Here is a 15,193-nt window from a genome sequence, read left to right on the forward strand (position 1 = left end):
CTAGGTGGCGAAGCCGTGGTGGCAGGGCGCGGTCCTCTACCACGTCTACGTCCGCAGCTTCTTCGACAGCAATGGCGACGGGCAGGGCGACCTGCCGGGCGTGGAGGCCAAGCTGGACTACATCCAGAGCCTCGGCGTCGACGGGATCTGGCTCTCGCCCATCCACCCCTCGCCCAACCGCGACTGGGGCTACGACATCGCCGACTATGACGGCGTGCAGGCCGACTATGGCGCGGCCGACGACTTCCAACGGCTGCTCGACGCCGCCCACGCCCGCGGCCTGAAGGTGCTGCTGGACGAGGTGCTGAGCCACACCTCCGACGTCCATCCCTGGTACGTCGAAAGCCTGACCGGCGGCGCCGACGGGCCCAAGGCCGACTGGTATGTCTGGGCCGACCCGCAGGCCGACGGCACGGCGCCCAACAACTGGCTATCGGTATTCGGCGGCCCGGCCTGGGCCTACCAGCCGGCGCGCCGGCAGCACTACCACCACAAGTTCCTGCGCCAGCAGCCGAAACTCAATTGGCTGAGCGACGGCGCGCGCGAGGCGGCGCTGACCGTCCTCGACACGTGGCTCGCCAGGGGCGTCGACGGCTTCCGCCTCGACGTGGCGGGCACCTTCCTGCACGACGCGGCGCTGACGCCCAATCCGCCGGTGCCGATGGCCGAGCGCACCCGGTACGACTGGTCCCACGCCGGCAACCTGCAAAAGCACCTGTTCGACTCCAACCTTCCTGAGAACAAGCCGCTGCTCGACGTGGTCCGGCGACGGGTGGAGGCGCACGGCGACAGGTTCGTGTTCGGCGAATTTTCCGAAGAAGAGGAACGCTGCGGCGCCTATCTCTCGCCCGCCGAGGGCCTGCACTCGGCCTACACCTTCGTCCTCTTGCTGGCCCGCAAGCTGGAGCCCCAGTTCATCAAGGACCACTACGCGACGCTCGCGCGCTTCCCGGCGCATTGGCCGACCATCAGCTTCTCCAACCACGACGTGCCGCGCACGGTCAGCCGCTTCGGAGGCGAGCGCACCTCTCCCGAGTTGGCGAAGCTGCTGTTCGCGCTGCTGCTCAGCCTGAAGGGCACGACGCTGATCTATCAGGGCGAGGAGCTGGGCCTGCCGCAGGCGTCGCTGCGGCGCGACCAGCTGCGCGATCCGGTCGGCGATCTCTACTATCCCTACACCGGCGGCCGCGATGGCTGCCGCACGCCCATGCCCTGGGCGGCGGGACCGAACCTCGGCTTCAGCGCCGGGACGCCCTGGCTGCCGGCCGCCGCCGAGCACGCCGACCTGACCGTCGCGGCCCAGGACGCCGACCCGGACTCCACGCTCAATTTCGCCCGCGCGATAATCGAGTTCCGCCGGGACTCCGCGGCCATGACCGCGGGCGAGCTGACCTTCCTCGACGTCCCCGATCCCATTCTGGCCTTTGTCCGGCGAGACGGCGACGAGGCTATCGCCTGCCTGTTCAACCTGAGCGGCGAGCCCCGGTTCGTCGACGCCCCGGAACTCGCCGGCGCGACCCTGCTGGAGGTCCGCGCCGGCGACGCCGACCTGCGCGGCGGCTCCATCGGCCTGTCGGAATGGGCCGCGGCCTTCCTGCGGCTCGCCTAGCGCCCCGCCTTCAGGGTGAAGAAGACCGTGTTGCCCGTCACCGGGTCGGCGTCGGTCCACTGCTCGCCCGCATGCTTGCCGACCCCCTTGTTGCAGTAGGTCTTGATGCGGTCGGGGGCCACCAGATGGTCGGCGGTCGTGCAGAGCTTGCCGTCCTTCAGTTCCCAGGTCCCACGCACCTCGCCGTCCGAGCCGGTCTCGCGGAAAGTGTGGTCGGCGGCCAGGTAGTATTTGGCGCTCCAGTCTCCGGCCGGCACATCGATCTCCCAGGTGCCGGAGAGGAAGTCGCGCACGGCGGCGGCCTCATCCGTCCCGGCCGTCTGGGCGCGAGCCGGGCTGGTCAGCAGCAGGGCCGTGGCGGCGCAAATAGCAATCTTCAGCATCAGCAATTCTCCATCGCTGGCTGTTGACTAGACCGCGGTCGTTCGCCGGAAAAACGAATTTGCTTCACCTGTGAATTCGATCTCATTGAATACCTGGACTCGCGCCGAGGCTTCCGCCCCGCGCCGAGCCAGCCTAGAACCGCACTATGGCCGAGGGCGACAGCAAACCAGGCAGGGCGGACAGCAAGTTCGGCCAGGGCTTCCTGACCGACATCTGGTATTTCGCCGCGCTTTCCAGCGACCTGCCGCGCGGCCGGATGAAACGCCATGAGCTGCTGGGAGAGCCGGTGCTGCTCGGCCGCTCGAACGGCGGCGAGCTCTTCGCGCTGCGCGACATCTGCCCGCATCGCGCGTCGCCCCTGTCGGCGGGTCACTTCCACCGCGAAGCCGACGGCGCCGAGACCGTCGAGTGCCCCTATCACGGCTGGCGGTTCCGGGCCGACGGCGCCTGCGCGGCGATCCCGTCGCTGGTGGACGACCAGGCGATGGACGTCAGCCGGATCCGCGTGCGCCGCTATCCGGTGGCCGAAAGCCAGGGCCTGGTCTTCGTCTGGGTGGCCGGCGACGCCCGCGCCGCCGCCGAGCCCAGCGAGCCGCCGCCCACCTTCCCGGGCGTGGTCGGCGGCGGGCCCAAGCTGGTCGACCGCATGGACTTCGCCGCCCACATCGACCACGCCGTCGTCGGCCTGATGGATCCCGCGCACGGCCCCTACGTCCATCAGCAGTGGTGGTGGCGCTCCAAGGCCAGCCAGCACGAGAAGGCCAAGAGGTTCGAACCGCGCGAGGCCGGCTTCGCCATGGTCCGCCACGAGCCCTCGAAGAATTCCCGCGCCTACGCCATCCTGGGCGGCGAGCCCTTGACCGAGATCACCTTCCGCATCCCGGGGCTGCGCTGGGAGCACGTGACCGTCGGCAAGCGCCAGGTGCTGTCGCTGACCTGCCTGACCCCGGTGAACGACAGGACCACCCGGATCACCCAGATCGTCTGGTCCGACCATCCGGCCTTCCTGTTCCTGCGGCCGTTCATCAAGGCCGGCGCGCGCGCCTTCCTGCGCCAGGACGGCGACATGGTGAACCTGCAGAACGAAGGGCTGAAGTACGACCCCAGCCTGCTCTGGATCGACGACGCCGACCGCCAGGCCAAGTGGTACCAGCAGCTCAAGCGCGAATGGACCGCGAGCCGCCGGGAGGGCCGCCCCTTCGCGAACCCCGTGGAGCCCGTGACGCTGCGCTGGCGCAGTTAGGCTAGTCGGCGGCCTTGCGCGGCTTGTCCTGTTCGACGCCCACGAAGTCGACCTTGGTCCCCTTCTTCACCGCCTGACTGAGCTGGCGCGCGTCCCAGTTGGTCAGGCGCACGCAGCCGTGGCTGGCGGCGTTGCCGACCATCCTGGGGTCGGGTGTCCCGTGGATGCCGTAGGTGTCCTTGGTCAGGTCGATCCAGGTCGAGCCGACCGGATTGTTCGGCCCCGGCGGGATGGTGAGCTTGCCGTTCGACGCCTTGCCGAAGGTCAAGCGGCTGGGGTCATAGGTGTAGGTCGGGTTGGGCGCGACCGTGCGGACCGCCCACTCGCCGTCCGGCGCCGGCCGGTCGGTCGAGCCCACCGTCGCCGGATAGACGGCCAGCAGGAGGTCGGCCTGGCCGTAGGCGCGCACCTGGCGCTTGGTCTTGTCGACCTCGATGCGGCTGACCGGAACCTTCAGCCTGTCCGACCCGAGCGCGGCGACGACGATCTGCGTGCCGGCGACGCTGAAGTCAGCGTTGGGATTGAGGCTCTTCAGCAGGGCCTCGTCCATGTGGAAGCGCTCGGCCAGCTCCTGCACCGGGCCGGTGAAGCTCATGGCCGGCAGCTTGGCCATCTCCGCCATATCCGTGGGGACCTTGGCCAGGAACGGCCCTTTCACGTCGTCGGCGGTGATCGTGTAGTCGGTGAGCGCCGGCTGGGCGTCCTTGGAAAGCGCCGTCCAGACCGCCGGACTCATCTTGCCGTCGACGGGCAGCTGGTGGGCGTTCTCGAAGGCGCCGATGGCGTTCTTCAGGTTGTCGCCGTCCTGGCCGTCGATGACGCCGGGCGAGAACTTGGCGCGGGCCAGCAGCACTTCGGCGCGGATCAGGGCGTTCTTCTTCGCCTGCGGCGTCACCGGCTCGGCCTTCCAGTCGGCGACGTCGATGGGCAGGGCCAGCCGCGAGGCCGACTGCACGATGGCCGGATCGGGCGCGTCGGGGCGGATGTCGCCGTCCGGCGCGGGCTGCACCGAGGTGAGGTCGGCCGCCGTCGGCGTCGGCGCCAGTTGGGCCACCACCATGGGCGAGCCGCCCTGGCTGTTGCTCGCCTGGCTGCTTGCGCCCTGCGACTTGGAGCTCGGGTCGGAGCAGGCCGCCGCCAGAAGCAGGAGGGGAACGCCGCCGCAGAGCGACAGCTTGGCGAACTTCATCATGGACCTCGCGCGGGCGCCATGCGTTGTCGGGCGCGTGAGGTTCAAGCCTTCAGAAGCGCTACGGTTCCTGGCGGGCCTTGCCGTGGCGGTCCTCGTGCTGGGTTTCGTCGTCCTGCGCGTGACCAGTTGCACCCCCGCGCCGCCGCCCAAACCGGCCCCTTTGGCGGCTAAACCGGCCAGCCCTAGCCCCCCGACCCCCAGTCCCTTGGCCCCCAGTCCCGCGGCCCCGCCGCCCGCCCCGCCGCCGCCGGCCCACACCCCGGCTCTGGCCGCGGCCATCTGCTCGGACGGCCCGGCGGCGGCGGCCCGGTCCAACGCCGCCTCGTTGCCGACCCTGGCCTGGAGCCCGTTCGGGCGCAGCGAAACGGGCTGGGCGACCTACGCTCCCTTGGTCGGCCGCGAGGTCCACACCGCCTGCGCCCCCAGCACGCCCGGCTTCGCGCTGGCGCTCAGCCAGTGGGCCAGGGCCCGCAACCTGCCGAGCGATGGCGTCTTCAGCGCCGCCATCTTCACGCCCCTGAAGACCACGATCCAGCTGCGCCGGCCCTTCGTCCAGCTCAGCGCCAGGGGCGTTTGCCCCAATCCGCCGGCGGCGGCCGCGCTCGCCACGGCCACGCCGGCCGAAGGCTATGGCGGCAAGCTTGTCCAGCTTCGCCCCGGCGCGCTGGCGGCCTACCGCCGGATGGCCGCCGCCGCCCGGCGCGCGGACCCGGCCATCGCCGCCGATCCCAGGAACCTGACCCTGTTCTCGGGCTTCCGCAGCCCGGCCGACGACGCCGCCCGCTGCGCCCGCGAGCACAATTGCAACAATGTGGTGCGCGCGACCTGCTCGGCGCACCGCACGGGCCTGGCCATGGACCTCTACGTCGGCCAGGCGCCGGGCTTTTCCCCCGACTCCAGCGCCGACCCCAACCGCGCCTTCATGAGCGCCACGCCCGCCTACCGCTGGCTGGTGGCCAACGCCGACCGCTTCGGCTTCGTCCCCTATCCGTTTGAGCCCTGGCACTGGGAGTGGACCGGCGAGGCGCCTTGAGGCCGACGCCAACGGACCCTAGGGTCCCAGTCCATGGCCAGCTTCCTCTCCGACGGCGTGCAGATCGCCTATGACGACATCACTCCGGCAGGCGGCGCTGACAGCGCCGTCGTCCTGATCCACGGCTTCGCCTCCAACCGCGTCGAGGGCTGGAAACGCACCGGCTGGTATGCCGCTTTTGAACGCCGCCGCACGCGGGTGATCGCGCTCGACCAACGCGGACACGGCGAGAGCGCCAAGCTCTATGACCCGCAGGCCTACGAGCGCGAGCGGCTGGCCGCCGACGTGCTCAACCTGATGGACGAGCTGGGCGTCGAGCGGGCCGACATGTTCGGCTACTCCATGGGCACGCGCACCGCGCTCGAACTGGCTGTCGCCCAGCCGAGCCGCCTGTCGCACCTGATCCTGGGCGGGGTCGGCGGCAAGCTGCTGGAAAAGGCGCCGGACGTGGCGGGCGAGCCCATGGCCGACGCCATGCTGGCCGACGACCCCTCGACCATCACCCAGCCGATGCTGCAGTCCTTCCGCCAGTTCGCCGACGAGCAGGGCGAGGACCGCAAGGCGCTCGCCGCGGTCACCAGGGTCCGCAACATGCCCTTCAACCACGACGCGCTTCGCGACATGCCCGTGCCGACGCTGGTCGTGGCGGGCGCCGGCGACACCGGCGCGGGCGACACCGCGGACCTGGCGCGGATCTTTCCGCATGGCCGCAGCGTGACCATCCCCGGCTGCGACCACTTCTCGGCCATCCCCCACGCACTCACCAAGGCCGCCGTCTTCGACTTCCTCGACGGCGTCATGGACGACGACTTCCCGCCGTTCGAGTAGACCTTGAGCAATCCCGCGAAGGACATGGCCGAGCAGGTGCTGGCGGGCTCCGGCCTGAGCGCCGCCAAGCTCGGCCTGCGGTTCGACCGGGTGGTCGTTCGGGCGCTGGGCGATCTTCGGGCGTGGGCGGACAACGCGGTCCCGGAGGGGGCGGCCGTTATCGTCACCATCTCTGCGCCCATCCGGCTGCCAGCGAAGACGGTCGAGGCCCTGCGGGAGAGGATCGCAGCCTTGCTCTCTTCCGCCGATCCCGCGCGCGATTGGAGCGGCGCCGCGCACGGCAATCAGGTGGGTCTGCGATTGGTGCGCCGGGCTGCGGACCAACGCCTCAAGCTCGTGGGATTCGTGCACAATCCCTCGACCGGCGCAGGCGATCTACTGGACCTTGCGGAGCGTTGGCTTCGTCATCGACAGGACGACGACTTCCGGCCTCTCGAGTAGCGCCGACCAAGTATTTCTACGGGCTTGCGGGCGGCGCCCACCGCCCTAGGTTGGCCGACCTTCACGCATCGGCAGGCGCGAGCCCAGGGGGGCAAGACGAAATGAGCTGGCCATTCGCCGGACCCATGACGGTTCTCGGTCTGTGTTTTGACGGATCGGCGCACGGCATCGCCGTCCACCACGATCGGGTCCTGGTATTCGTCTCCTTCCTGATCGCAGTCCTGGCCTCGTTCACGGCGCTGGAGATGGCGGAGCGCCTGCGCGGAGCCGCGGGCCCGAGCCGCTGGCTCTGGCATGGAGCCGGCGCTGTCGCGCTCGGGGGCGGCATCTGGTCGATGCACTTCGTCGCCATGCTGGCCTACGAAATCCCGGTGTCGCATGGCTATGACGCGACCTCGACCGTGCTCTCGGGCCTGGTGGCCATCGTCGCCGTCGCGCTTGGCCTGCGGGCCTTCGAGAAGGACATCACCCTGCCCCGCATCCTCGGGGCGGGCCTGCTCGTCGGCCTCGGCATCGTGATCATGCACTATTGCGGCATGAGCGCGTTGCGCCTGCCGGGCGCGATCTACTACCGCCCGGATTTGTTCGCCCTATCGGCGGTCATCGCCGTCGGCGCGGCGACCGTCGCCCTATGGCTGGCTCACATCCTGCGTTCGACGCTGCAGCGAGCCGGGGCCGCGCTGGTGATGGCCCTGGCTGTCTGCGGCATGCACTACACCGGCATGGCGGCGACCATCCTTGTCGCGGCCGGACCCGTCGTGGAGGCGCCAGCCGGCGTCGTCCGCGCCGAGACCCTCGGGGCCGCGGTCACCCTCAGCGTGATGGTCATCCTTGGCCTGGGCCTGGTCTGCACCCTCGTCGACCGGCGCTTCGAGGCGCGAGCCGCCCGCGAAGCCGAACGGCTGCGGGACTTGAACACCGCGCTCGCGGAACAGACCGAGCGCCTCACCTCGGCCCTGGCGGAAGTCGATGACGCGCGCCGCGCGGAGGCGGCGACGAAGGCCAGGACCGAATTGCTGTCCTCCATGAGTCATGAGCTGCGGACACCGCTCAATGCGGTCCTGGGGTTTGCCCAGGTGATGCGGCTCAACCAGGCGCGCGAGCCCCTGACGCCGCGCCAGCAGGACGCCGTCGACCGGATCATCAGCAACGCCGACGACCTGTTGGCGCTCATCGTCGCCATGCTCGATCTGGCGCGCCTCGACCGCGGCGAAGGATCGTTTTCCCGTGGCGGCCTCGACGTCGCTGATCTGCTGGCCGATCTGACCGACGAGTTCATCCCGGCCGCCGACCAGGCGCAGGTCAGCCTGAAGCTCGAGATGGACGCCGCCGTGCCCTGCGTCGCCTTCGCCGACCGCACCCGCCTGCGCCAGGCGCTGTCCAGCATCATCTCCAACGCCATCAAGTACAATCGCCCGGGCGGCGACGTCAGGATCGTGGCGCGGGCTCGCCAAGGCCAAATCGAGGTGGCGGTCCGCGACACGGGCGACGGCATTCCGGCCGCCCTGCTGCCCCGGTTATTCGACGCCTTCGATCGCCTGGGCCGCGAAGGCGGCTCGATCCTGGGCGGCGGCATCGGCCTGGCCGTCAGCAAGCGTGTGATCGAGGCGATGGAAGGCGAGCTCTGGGTCGAGTCGGCAGAGGGACTGGGCTCGACCTTCACGGTGACCGTGCCGGCATCGCCGCGCGCGCCGCGGGCGGATACGGCCGAGATCTGCGCCGCCTGACCCCGCTCGGGATTTGTGTGACCGAACTCGCCGCGCGCTCTAGGTTCGCGGACCCAGATTATACGCCCCGCCCTTCTCCAGCGCCCGCACATACGCCGGCCGCGCCTGGAAGCGCTCCACCCAGGCCGCGATGTTCGGGTGCTTGTCCATCTGGCCCATGGCGCGGCCGACTTCGCCCACAAAGCTCATCTGCACGTCGGCGGCGGTGAAGTCGCCCATCAGCCAGTCGCGGCCTTCGAGGGCTGAGTTCAGATAGCCCAGGTGGTTGTCCATCTCGCTCTGGATGCGCGGCCGCAGCGGCGCGGCGGCGTCGCCCAGGCGGCCGGTATAGAGGTTCAGCATCAGGGGCAGCATGGCCGAGCCCTCGGAATAGTGCAGCCACTCGCGGTACTTCTCGCCCGCGACATCGCCCGCCGGCGCGCCGAGCTTGCCGGCCCCGTGCTTGCGCTGGATGTAGTCCACGATGGCGCCGGACTCGGCGATGGTGATGTCGCCATCGGTGATCACCGGGCTCTTGCCCAGCGGATTGACCGCCACCAGCTCCGGCGGCGCCAGGTTGGTGGTCGCATCGCGCTGATAGAACTTGATCTCATAGGGCGCGCCGAGTTCTTCCAGCAGCCACAGGATGCGCTGCGAGCGCGAGTTGTTCAGGTGGTGGACGACGAGCATGGGGCGGCCTCTTCCTTTTTTGTGGCGCACAGCAAAGCCGTGTGGCGCGACGGAGCGCAAGCATCGCCTATAGTCGGCGGTGATGACGCTGATCCTGCCCGATCTCCTGGACCTCCTCGACCGCGCCGGCCGCGAGGCCGAGGTGCTGGTCGCCGAGCTGCAGGACGCGGTCGCCGAGCGGGTGCGCCCAAATGGCAAAGGCGACGGCCGCCTCGACCGCGCCGCGCTGGACGCCGAGCAGCACGCCGCCCACGGCCTGGCCTGGAGCGCGGCCTATGCCGAGACCCTGCGCCAGACCGCCCACTGGGCCCGCGCGCTCGACGCCGACGAAAAGTTCGGCGAGGCCGAGGCCCTGCCGGCCCAGCTGCTGGCGCATGAATATCTGAGCCAGCTCGCCGGCGGACTGCCGATGAACCAGGGCGAGATGTTCCGCCCCGCCGACCTGGGCGTCTCGGCGCATCGCCTGGCGCCGGTGATCGCAGCCCTCGCGCCCGGCGCGTCGCAGGCGGTGAAGGACCGCGTCGTCGCGCTGCTCGATCAGGCGCGCGGCCAAGCCTCCCTGGAGGCCAGCGGCCTGGACGAGACCCTGGACGCGATCCGCGACCAGTTCACCGCCTTCACCGCCGAAAGGATCGCGCCCTTCGCCCACGGCTGGCATCTGCGCGACGAGCTTATCCCGCTCGACCTGCTGGAGGAGATGGGCCGCCTGGGCGTCTTCGGCCTGACCGCGCCAGAGGTCTGGGGCGGCTCGGGCCTGGGCAAGGTCGCCATGTGCGTGGTGACCGAGGCGCTGTCGCGGGGCTTCATCGGGACCGGCTCGCTCGGCACCCGCTCGGAGATCGCCGCCGAACTGTTGCTGGCTCACGGCACGTCGGACCAGAAGGCCCGCTTCCTGCCCGGCATCGTCTCCGGCGCGATCGTGCCCACCGCCGTCTTCACCGAGCCGGAGGCCGGTTCCGACCTAGGCTCGCTCAGGACCCGCGCCGTCCGCGACGGCGATGTCTGGCGGGTGACCGGCGCCAAGACCTGGATCACCCACGCCGCCCGCGCCGACCTGATGACGCTCTTGGTCCGCACCGACGGGGCGTCGAAGGACCACCGGGGGCTTTCGATGTTCCTGGCCGAAAAGCCGCGCGGCACGGCCGCCGACCCCTTCCCCGCGCCCGGCATGGGCGGCGGCGAGATCGGCGTGATCGGCTACCGCGGCATGAAGGAATACGAGATCGCCTTCGACGGCTTCGAGGTCGCCGACGCCAACCTGCTGGGCGGCGCGGCGGGCCAGGGCTTCGCCCAGCTGATGGCGACTTTCGAGAGCGCCCGCATCCAGACCGCGGCGCGCGCCATCGGCGTCGCCCAGAACGCGCTGGATCTGGCGCTCGACTATGCCCTGCAGCGCCGCCAGTTCGGCGAGCCGCTGGCCGCCTTTCCCCGCGTGGCCAACAAGCTCGCGATGATGGCCGCCGAGATCCTGGGCGCGCGCCGCCTCGCCTGGTTCGCCGCCCAGGCCAAGGACGCCGGGCGCCGCTGCGATTTGGAGGCCGGCATGGCCAAGCTGACCGCCGCCCGCATCGCCTGGGCGGCCGCCGACAACGCCGTGCAGATCCACGGCGGGACCGGTTTTGCGGTGGAGCAGCCGGTCAGCCGGGTGCTGGCCGACGCGCGCATCCTCAACATCTTTGAGGGCGCCGGCGAGATCCAGGCGCAGGTGATCGCGCGCCGGCTGTTGGAGGGCGCCAATTAGCCCTCCAAAAGAACCCCGCGCGCCGTGGCGCATTCGTGGATATGAACACCCTGTGCCGGACGCCTCAGGAGGATTGCGCATGACCTTTGCAAAGACAGCCGTCGCGGCGGCCCTGGTCGGGCCAGTCCTGGCGGCGGCCGGCGCCTACGCCCAGACCAACATCGGAACCCAGGCGCCCGAGGCCGCCCCGCCGTTCAACATGACCCAGGTGGCGACCTTCAGCCTGCCCTGGCGCATCGCCTTCCTGCCTGACGGCCGAATGCTGATCACCGAGAAGACGGGGTCGATCCAGCTGGTCACCCAGGCGGGCGAGAAGACCGCCGTCGCCAATGTTCCGAAGGTGCTGGCGCAGGGCCAGGGCGGCATGCTGGGCGTCTTCCTCTCGCCGCACTACGCCGCCGACCACTTCGTCTACCTGACCTATTCCGAGCCCGATCCGGCCGGAAAGCTGGATGGCTCCAGCCTGGCGCTCGCCCGCGCCAAGCTCGGCCTCAAGCCGGGTGCGCCCAGCCTGGACGACCTGAAGGTGATCTGGCGTGACGGCGGCCGCGGCAAGGGCGGCCAGTTCGGCGCCCAGGTGGCCTTTGCGCCGGACAGCAAGTCCCTGTTCTTGTCCTCTGGCGACCGTCAACGGATGACCCCGGCCCAGGACCCCAACAGCCCGCTGGGCAAGATCCTGCACCTCACACTCGACGGCAAGCCGGCCCCCGGCAACCCGATGGCCGGCCAGACCGGCGCGGCCAGCATCCCGATCATCGATCCGCCAGTCGACACCGAGAAGGCCAAGACCGCGGCTGTGATCCGCGACTACGCCTTCCCCGGCCCGAACCTGACGCCGTCAGAGACCTGGTCCAAGGGCCACCGCACGCCCTATGGCCTGGCCTTCGCACCCGACGGCCGGCTGTGGGAGGCCGAGATGGGCCCGCGCGGCGGCGACGCTCTGAACCTGATCGAGCCCGGCAAGAACTACGGCTGGCCGCTGGCCCGCTACGCGGTCAACTACAACGGCGTGCCGATCCCCAGCCCCGACGCCGTGCCCGGCGTCACCAAGCCGGTGCTCTACTGGACCCCGGTCATCGATGTGGGGAACCTGATGTTCTACTCAGGGTCCATGTTCCCGCAGTGGAAGGGCTCGGCCTTCGTCAGCGGCCTGGGGACCCGGACGCTGAACCGCATCGTCATCACCGGCGCCACGGCCAAGTCCGCCGAGCGCTGGTCCATGGGCCACCGCATCCGCGACGTGGAGCAGGGCCCGGACGGGGCGCTCTGGGTGATCGAGGACGCCGCGCCCGGCGGCCTCTTCAAGCTGACGCCGAAGTAGCGTCCCCGCCCCGTTCCGGGGAGGGTGGCGAGGCGAAGCCGAGACGGGTGGGGAAGTATGGGCCGGCGTGCCGAGCCCACAGATGACCCGCCCTTCCCTACCCTGATGGCTTGGCAATCTGTCCCTCCCCCGAACGGGGAAGGGAGTGGCCCCTACCGCGGTCCCAAGCCGTCGGTGATCAGGCCGATCTGGCGGTCCATGGCGGCGGTCATCTCCTGCGCGTCGGCGCCGTCCAGCGCCGCCATGCGGTAGATCCACACATAGGCCGCCATCAACAGGTCGACGGCCTCCTGCGGCTCGACCGCGGGGCAGACGTCGCCGTCGGCGATGCCCTTGGCGATGCATTCACGGATGATGCCGATCAGCCGGGGATTGCGGCCCATCGGCCGGGCCGAGGGCGGGAGCGTCCAGTCGTAGGCCGCGGCGATGTGGGCCAGGAACAGGCGCGTCCGCCGGGCCTCGAACGAGAAATGAATCGCAAAGATCGAGCGCAGCCGGTCGCTGGTCGAGCCGCGCAGGTTGGGCACCACCCGGTCGAGCTCGGCGTAGAGTCCGTCCAGCCGGTCTTCCATCACCTGGCTGAGGATCTCGCCCTTGGAGGCGAAGGTCGTGAAGACGCTGCCCACCGAGACGCCGGCATGGCGGGCGATCTCGCGGATCGTGGTGCCCTGGTAACCCTGGGTGTCGAACAGCTCGCGCGCCGCGTCGATCACCCGGTTGCGGGTGGCCTCTTTCTGCGTCTGGCGGGAGCTGGGCGCCGTCACCGGATCGGCCCCGGCGACGGGCGCGACGGCCGGATTTGCGGGCGGCTCCTGATTGGCGCCGCCCGCGAGATCTTCAGCCATGGAGACGTCGTTGGGCGATGTCATGTCTACACAAGACGGCGCCGCTCGCCTACTTCCTCCGAGCGCCCGCCAGCAGGATGCGGATCTGCTCGCGCGCCCGGCCTTCCAGGGCGTCGATCGACCAGCCTTGGAAGATCGCCTGGTCGTAGTTCGACAGGTAGGCGTCGAACAGCATCTGGGTGCGGAGCGGCTCGGCGGCGCCGACGGTCAGTTCGCCGTTCTGCTCGCCGCGGGCCAACTGCTCGGAGATCAGGCCCAGCAGGGTCTGCACCGGCGGGGCGTTGCGCAGCGCCGGGCCGTCTTCCGGCGACCAGCCGACGCTGAACGCCGCGCGGGCCAGCGGCAGCTGGGTTTGATAGAAGCGGTAGCCGGCGCCGAAGATCTTCAGCAGCGTGTCTTCGCAGCCGTCGCCGTGGCTCGCGGCCTCGGCCATGGCTTCGGCGAGCGCCACCATGTCGGTGAGCATGATCTCGCGGAACAGGTCGGACTTGTCGGTGAAGTTGGCGAAGACCGCGCCGGTGGACATGCCCGCCTCGGCGGCGATGTCGCGGATGGTGGCGCCTTCATAGCCCTGTTCGCTGAACAGGCTACGGGCGGCGGCGAGGACCTTGGCGCGGGTCTGTTGCTTGGCGAGCGCCCGGCGGGTCGGGGCCTTGGTCACATTGTCGTCGGCGACGGCTTTGATCTGGGAGTGAATCATGGGGGATTTTTCGACGGCGGAGCCGTCCTCTCTTAAAGGTTCAACCCGAGCCATGCGTCCAGACACGCTCGGTGAACATGTTCAAGTATCATGTTACCCGATTTCTCAGCGCAATTCTACGCAGTATTCGGACAACTTTAGGTCGGCTGGGCGTTGCGGGGGGACGCAGGCTTCCCGTATGCACCCGGAGTAGGGCCAAAATTCGACCCGTCAACGAATTCGGCTCGTTGAACATGCTCACCAACGGTTGGGGGAGGCGCCGCTTAGCCTGCTTGGCTGTGGTTCGCAAGCCCAAGCTGCCCTAAAGTGATCGAATGGATATTTTCAGTTTCCTGATCCCGGCGGCCCTGATCGCGGTGGCGACCGTGCTGGCGATCGGCATCTACGCCCTGTTCCGCGGCGGCGATTTCGGCCGCTCCTATTCCAACAAGCTGATGCGCCTGCGGGTGGTGATGCAGGCGCTGGCGATCGCGGTCCTGGTCGGCGCGGTCTGGTGGCGCGGCAGGCACTAGGCGGTGGTCACGCTCAATCGCATCTACACTCGCACCGGCGACGCCGGGACCACCCGGCTCGCCACCGGCCTGAGCGTCAGCAAGGCCGATTTGCGCGTCGAGGCCTATGGTGCGGTGGACGAGACCAACGCCTGCCTGGGCCTGGCGCGCGTCCACACGGCCGGCGACTTCGACGCCCTGCTGGCGCGCGTCCAGAACGAGCTTTTCGACCTGGGCGCGGACCTGGCCACGCCGGCCGCCCCCGACGAGGCGGAAGGCGCGAAGCTGCGCATCCTCGACCGCCAGGTGGCGCGGCTGGAGAGCGAGATCGATGCGCTCAACGCCGAACTGCCGCCGCTCGCCTCCTTCGTGCTGCCGGGCGGGACCCCGGCGGCGGCGGCCCTGCACCTGGCCCGCACCGTCTGCCGCCGCGCCGAGCGCGAGGCCGTGCGCCTGACCGAGGCCGGCGAGAGCGTGAGCCCACCCGCCCTGCGCTACCTCAACCGCCTCTCCGACCTGCTCTTCGTCGCCGCCCGCTACGCCAACGACAAGGGCGCGGCCGAGGTTTTCTGGCAGTCCGGCGCGACGCGTTAGGGCTTGGGAACCGCGACCGGCGCGGGCGGCGGGGCGCGGCCGATGGCTTGCAGGGCCTCGGCGCGCGCCTTGGGATCGGTGATCAGGCGGCCGGTGATGTCGGAGGTCAGGATCGGGGTCGCGCAGACGCGAGCGCCGCCGTCCCACCATTTGTGGGTGCCGACGCACTGCTCCTCGGGCCGCGCCCAGCCGAACGTCCACACCAGGATGCCGACGTTGGCGACGGCGAAGATGCCGATGAAGATCCACTTCAGGCGGTCGTAGGTCCTGCGGATGCGGCTGTAGCTGTTGTTCATGGATGTAATATTAGCGGATCGGGGCCGCCGCTGGCTAGCCATGCGGTTTGCAAACTGCGCCGGAACCGCTATTGCCCGC

16 protein-coding genes are annotated in these 15,193 nt (G+C 70.0%); 10 read left to right on the forward strand and 6 right to left on the reverse strand.

What is annotated here, in order from left to right; translation table 11 throughout:
- Positions 1 to 4: 4 nt before the first annotated feature.
- Entirely contained in the window at positions 5 to 1,609 is a 1,605-nt protein-coding gene (locus tag VKQ35_RS09875; protein ID WP_324361025.1) for an alpha-amylase family glycosyl hydrolase, read from the forward strand.
- On the opposite strand, the gene VKQ35_RS09880 is transcribed toward VKQ35_RS09875, so the two are convergent.
- Entirely contained in the window at positions 1,606 to 1,992 is a 387-nt protein-coding gene (locus VKQ35_RS09880) for a hypothetical protein (RefSeq protein ID WP_324361027.1), read from the reverse strand. The genes VKQ35_RS09875 and VKQ35_RS09880 overlap by 4 nt on opposite strands.
- A gap of 146 nt (positions 1,993 to 2,138) precedes the next feature.
- Between VKQ35_RS09880 and VKQ35_RS09885 the strand changes: the two genes are divergently transcribed.
- Positions 2,139 to 3,236 carry an aromatic ring-hydroxylating dioxygenase subunit alpha gene (locus tag VKQ35_RS09885; protein ID WP_324361029.1) on the forward strand — a complete coding sequence of 366 codons (1,098 nt, stop codon included), beginning with the start codon at positions 2,139 to 2,141 and terminating at the stop codon, positions 3,234 to 3,236.
- Between the two features lies 1 nt (position 3,237).
- Here VKQ35_RS09885 and VKQ35_RS09890 read toward each other — a convergent pair whose 3' ends face one another.
- On the reverse strand, positions 3,238 to 4,425 hold the full coding sequence (locus VKQ35_RS09890; RefSeq protein WP_324361031.1) for a L,D-transpeptidase: 1,188 nt from the start codon (positions 4,423 to 4,425) through the stop codon (positions 3,238 to 3,240).
- 208 nt (positions 4,426 to 4,633) lie between these two features.
- On the opposite strand from VKQ35_RS09890, the gene VKQ35_RS09895 reads away from it, so the two are divergent.
- The 4 genes from VKQ35_RS09895 (at position 4,634) to VKQ35_RS09910 (ending at position 8,457) form a co-directional block, all read left to right on the forward strand.
- Positions 4,634 to 5,461, forward strand: coding sequence for a M15 family metallopeptidase (locus VKQ35_RS09895; RefSeq protein WP_324361033.1), 828 nt, complete (start codon positions 4,634 to 4,636; stop codon positions 5,459 to 5,461).
- Positions 5,462 to 5,494: 33 nt separating this feature from the next.
- Positions 5,495 to 6,289, forward strand: a complete 795-nt coding sequence (locus VKQ35_RS09900; protein WP_324361035.1) for an alpha/beta hydrolase — start codon at positions 5,495 to 5,497, stop codon at positions 6,287 to 6,289.
- Positions 6,290 to 6,292: 3 nt separating this feature from the next.
- Complete coding sequence (locus VKQ35_RS09905) at positions 6,293 to 6,730, forward strand: hypothetical protein (protein ID WP_324361037.1); 438 nt, start codon at positions 6,293 to 6,295, stop codon at positions 6,728 to 6,730.
- Positions 6,731 to 6,831: 101 nt separating this feature from the next.
- Positions 6,832 to 8,457 (forward strand): MHYT domain-containing protein, encoded by a 1,626-nt coding sequence (locus VKQ35_RS09910; protein WP_324361039.1) that lies wholly within the window; start codon positions 6,832 to 6,834, stop codon positions 8,455 to 8,457.
- A 39-nt stretch (positions 8,458 to 8,496) separates the two neighbouring features.
- Here VKQ35_RS09910 and VKQ35_RS09915 read toward each other — a convergent pair whose 3' ends face one another.
- On the reverse strand, positions 8,497 to 9,126 hold the full coding sequence (locus VKQ35_RS09915) for a glutathione S-transferase (protein WP_324361041.1): 630 nt from the start codon (positions 9,124 to 9,126) through the stop codon (positions 8,497 to 8,499).
- 82 nt (positions 9,127 to 9,208) lie between these two features.
- Here VKQ35_RS09915 and VKQ35_RS09920 point away from each other — a divergent pair, with 82 nt between their 5' ends.
- Both VKQ35_RS09920 and VKQ35_RS09925 read left to right on the forward strand, forming a co-directional pair.
- A complete protein-coding gene (locus VKQ35_RS09920) occupies positions 9,209 to 10,867 on the forward strand; it encodes an acyl-CoA dehydrogenase family protein (protein WP_324361043.1) in 1,659 nt (552 codons plus the stop codon).
- 79 nt (positions 10,868 to 10,946) lie between these two features.
- Positions 10,947 to 12,188: a PQQ-dependent sugar dehydrogenase gene (locus VKQ35_RS09925; RefSeq protein ID WP_324361045.1), complete on the forward strand. Its 1,242-nt coding sequence runs from the start codon at positions 10,947 to 10,949 to the stop codon at positions 12,186 to 12,188.
- Between the two features lie 152 nt (positions 12,189 to 12,340).
- Here VKQ35_RS09925 and VKQ35_RS09930 read toward each other — a convergent pair whose 3' ends face one another.
- Both VKQ35_RS09930 and VKQ35_RS09935 read right to left on the reverse strand, forming a co-directional pair.
- Positions 12,341 to 13,033: a TetR/AcrR family transcriptional regulator gene (locus tag VKQ35_RS09930; protein ID WP_324361047.1), complete on the reverse strand. Its 693-nt coding sequence runs from the start codon at positions 13,031 to 13,033 to the stop codon at positions 12,341 to 12,343.
- Between the two features lie 49 nt (positions 13,034 to 13,082).
- Positions 13,083 to 13,733 carry a TetR/AcrR family transcriptional regulator gene (locus VKQ35_RS09935; protein WP_324361049.1) on the reverse strand — a complete coding sequence of 217 codons (651 nt, stop codon included), beginning with the start codon at positions 13,731 to 13,733 and terminating at the stop codon, positions 13,083 to 13,085.
- A gap of 314 nt (positions 13,734 to 14,047) precedes the next feature.
- On the opposite strand from VKQ35_RS09935, the gene VKQ35_RS09940 reads away from it, so the two are divergent.
- Complete coding sequence (locus tag VKQ35_RS09940; RefSeq protein ID WP_324361051.1) at positions 14,048 to 14,245, forward strand: twin transmembrane helix small protein; 198 nt, start codon at positions 14,048 to 14,050, stop codon at positions 14,243 to 14,245.
- Positions 14,246 to 14,248: 3 nt separating this feature from the next.
- The gene (locus tag VKQ35_RS09945; RefSeq protein WP_324361053.1) at positions 14,249 to 14,818 is read left to right on the forward strand and encodes a cob(I)yrinic acid a,c-diamide adenosyltransferase; all 570 of its coding nucleotides are present in this window, start codon (positions 14,249 to 14,251) and stop codon (positions 14,816 to 14,818) included.
- Here VKQ35_RS09945 and VKQ35_RS09950 read toward each other — a convergent pair.
- Entirely contained in the window at positions 14,815 to 15,114 is a 300-nt protein-coding gene (locus VKQ35_RS09950; RefSeq protein ID WP_324361055.1) for a hypothetical protein, read from the reverse strand. The genes VKQ35_RS09945 and VKQ35_RS09950 overlap by 4 nt on opposite strands.
- Positions 15,115 to 15,193 lie beyond the last annotated feature (79 nt).

This window comes from Phenylobacterium sp. (genome assembly GCF_035309685.1).
Taxonomy (GTDB): Bacteria; Pseudomonadota; Alphaproteobacteria; order Caulobacterales; family Caulobacteraceae; genus Phenylobacterium.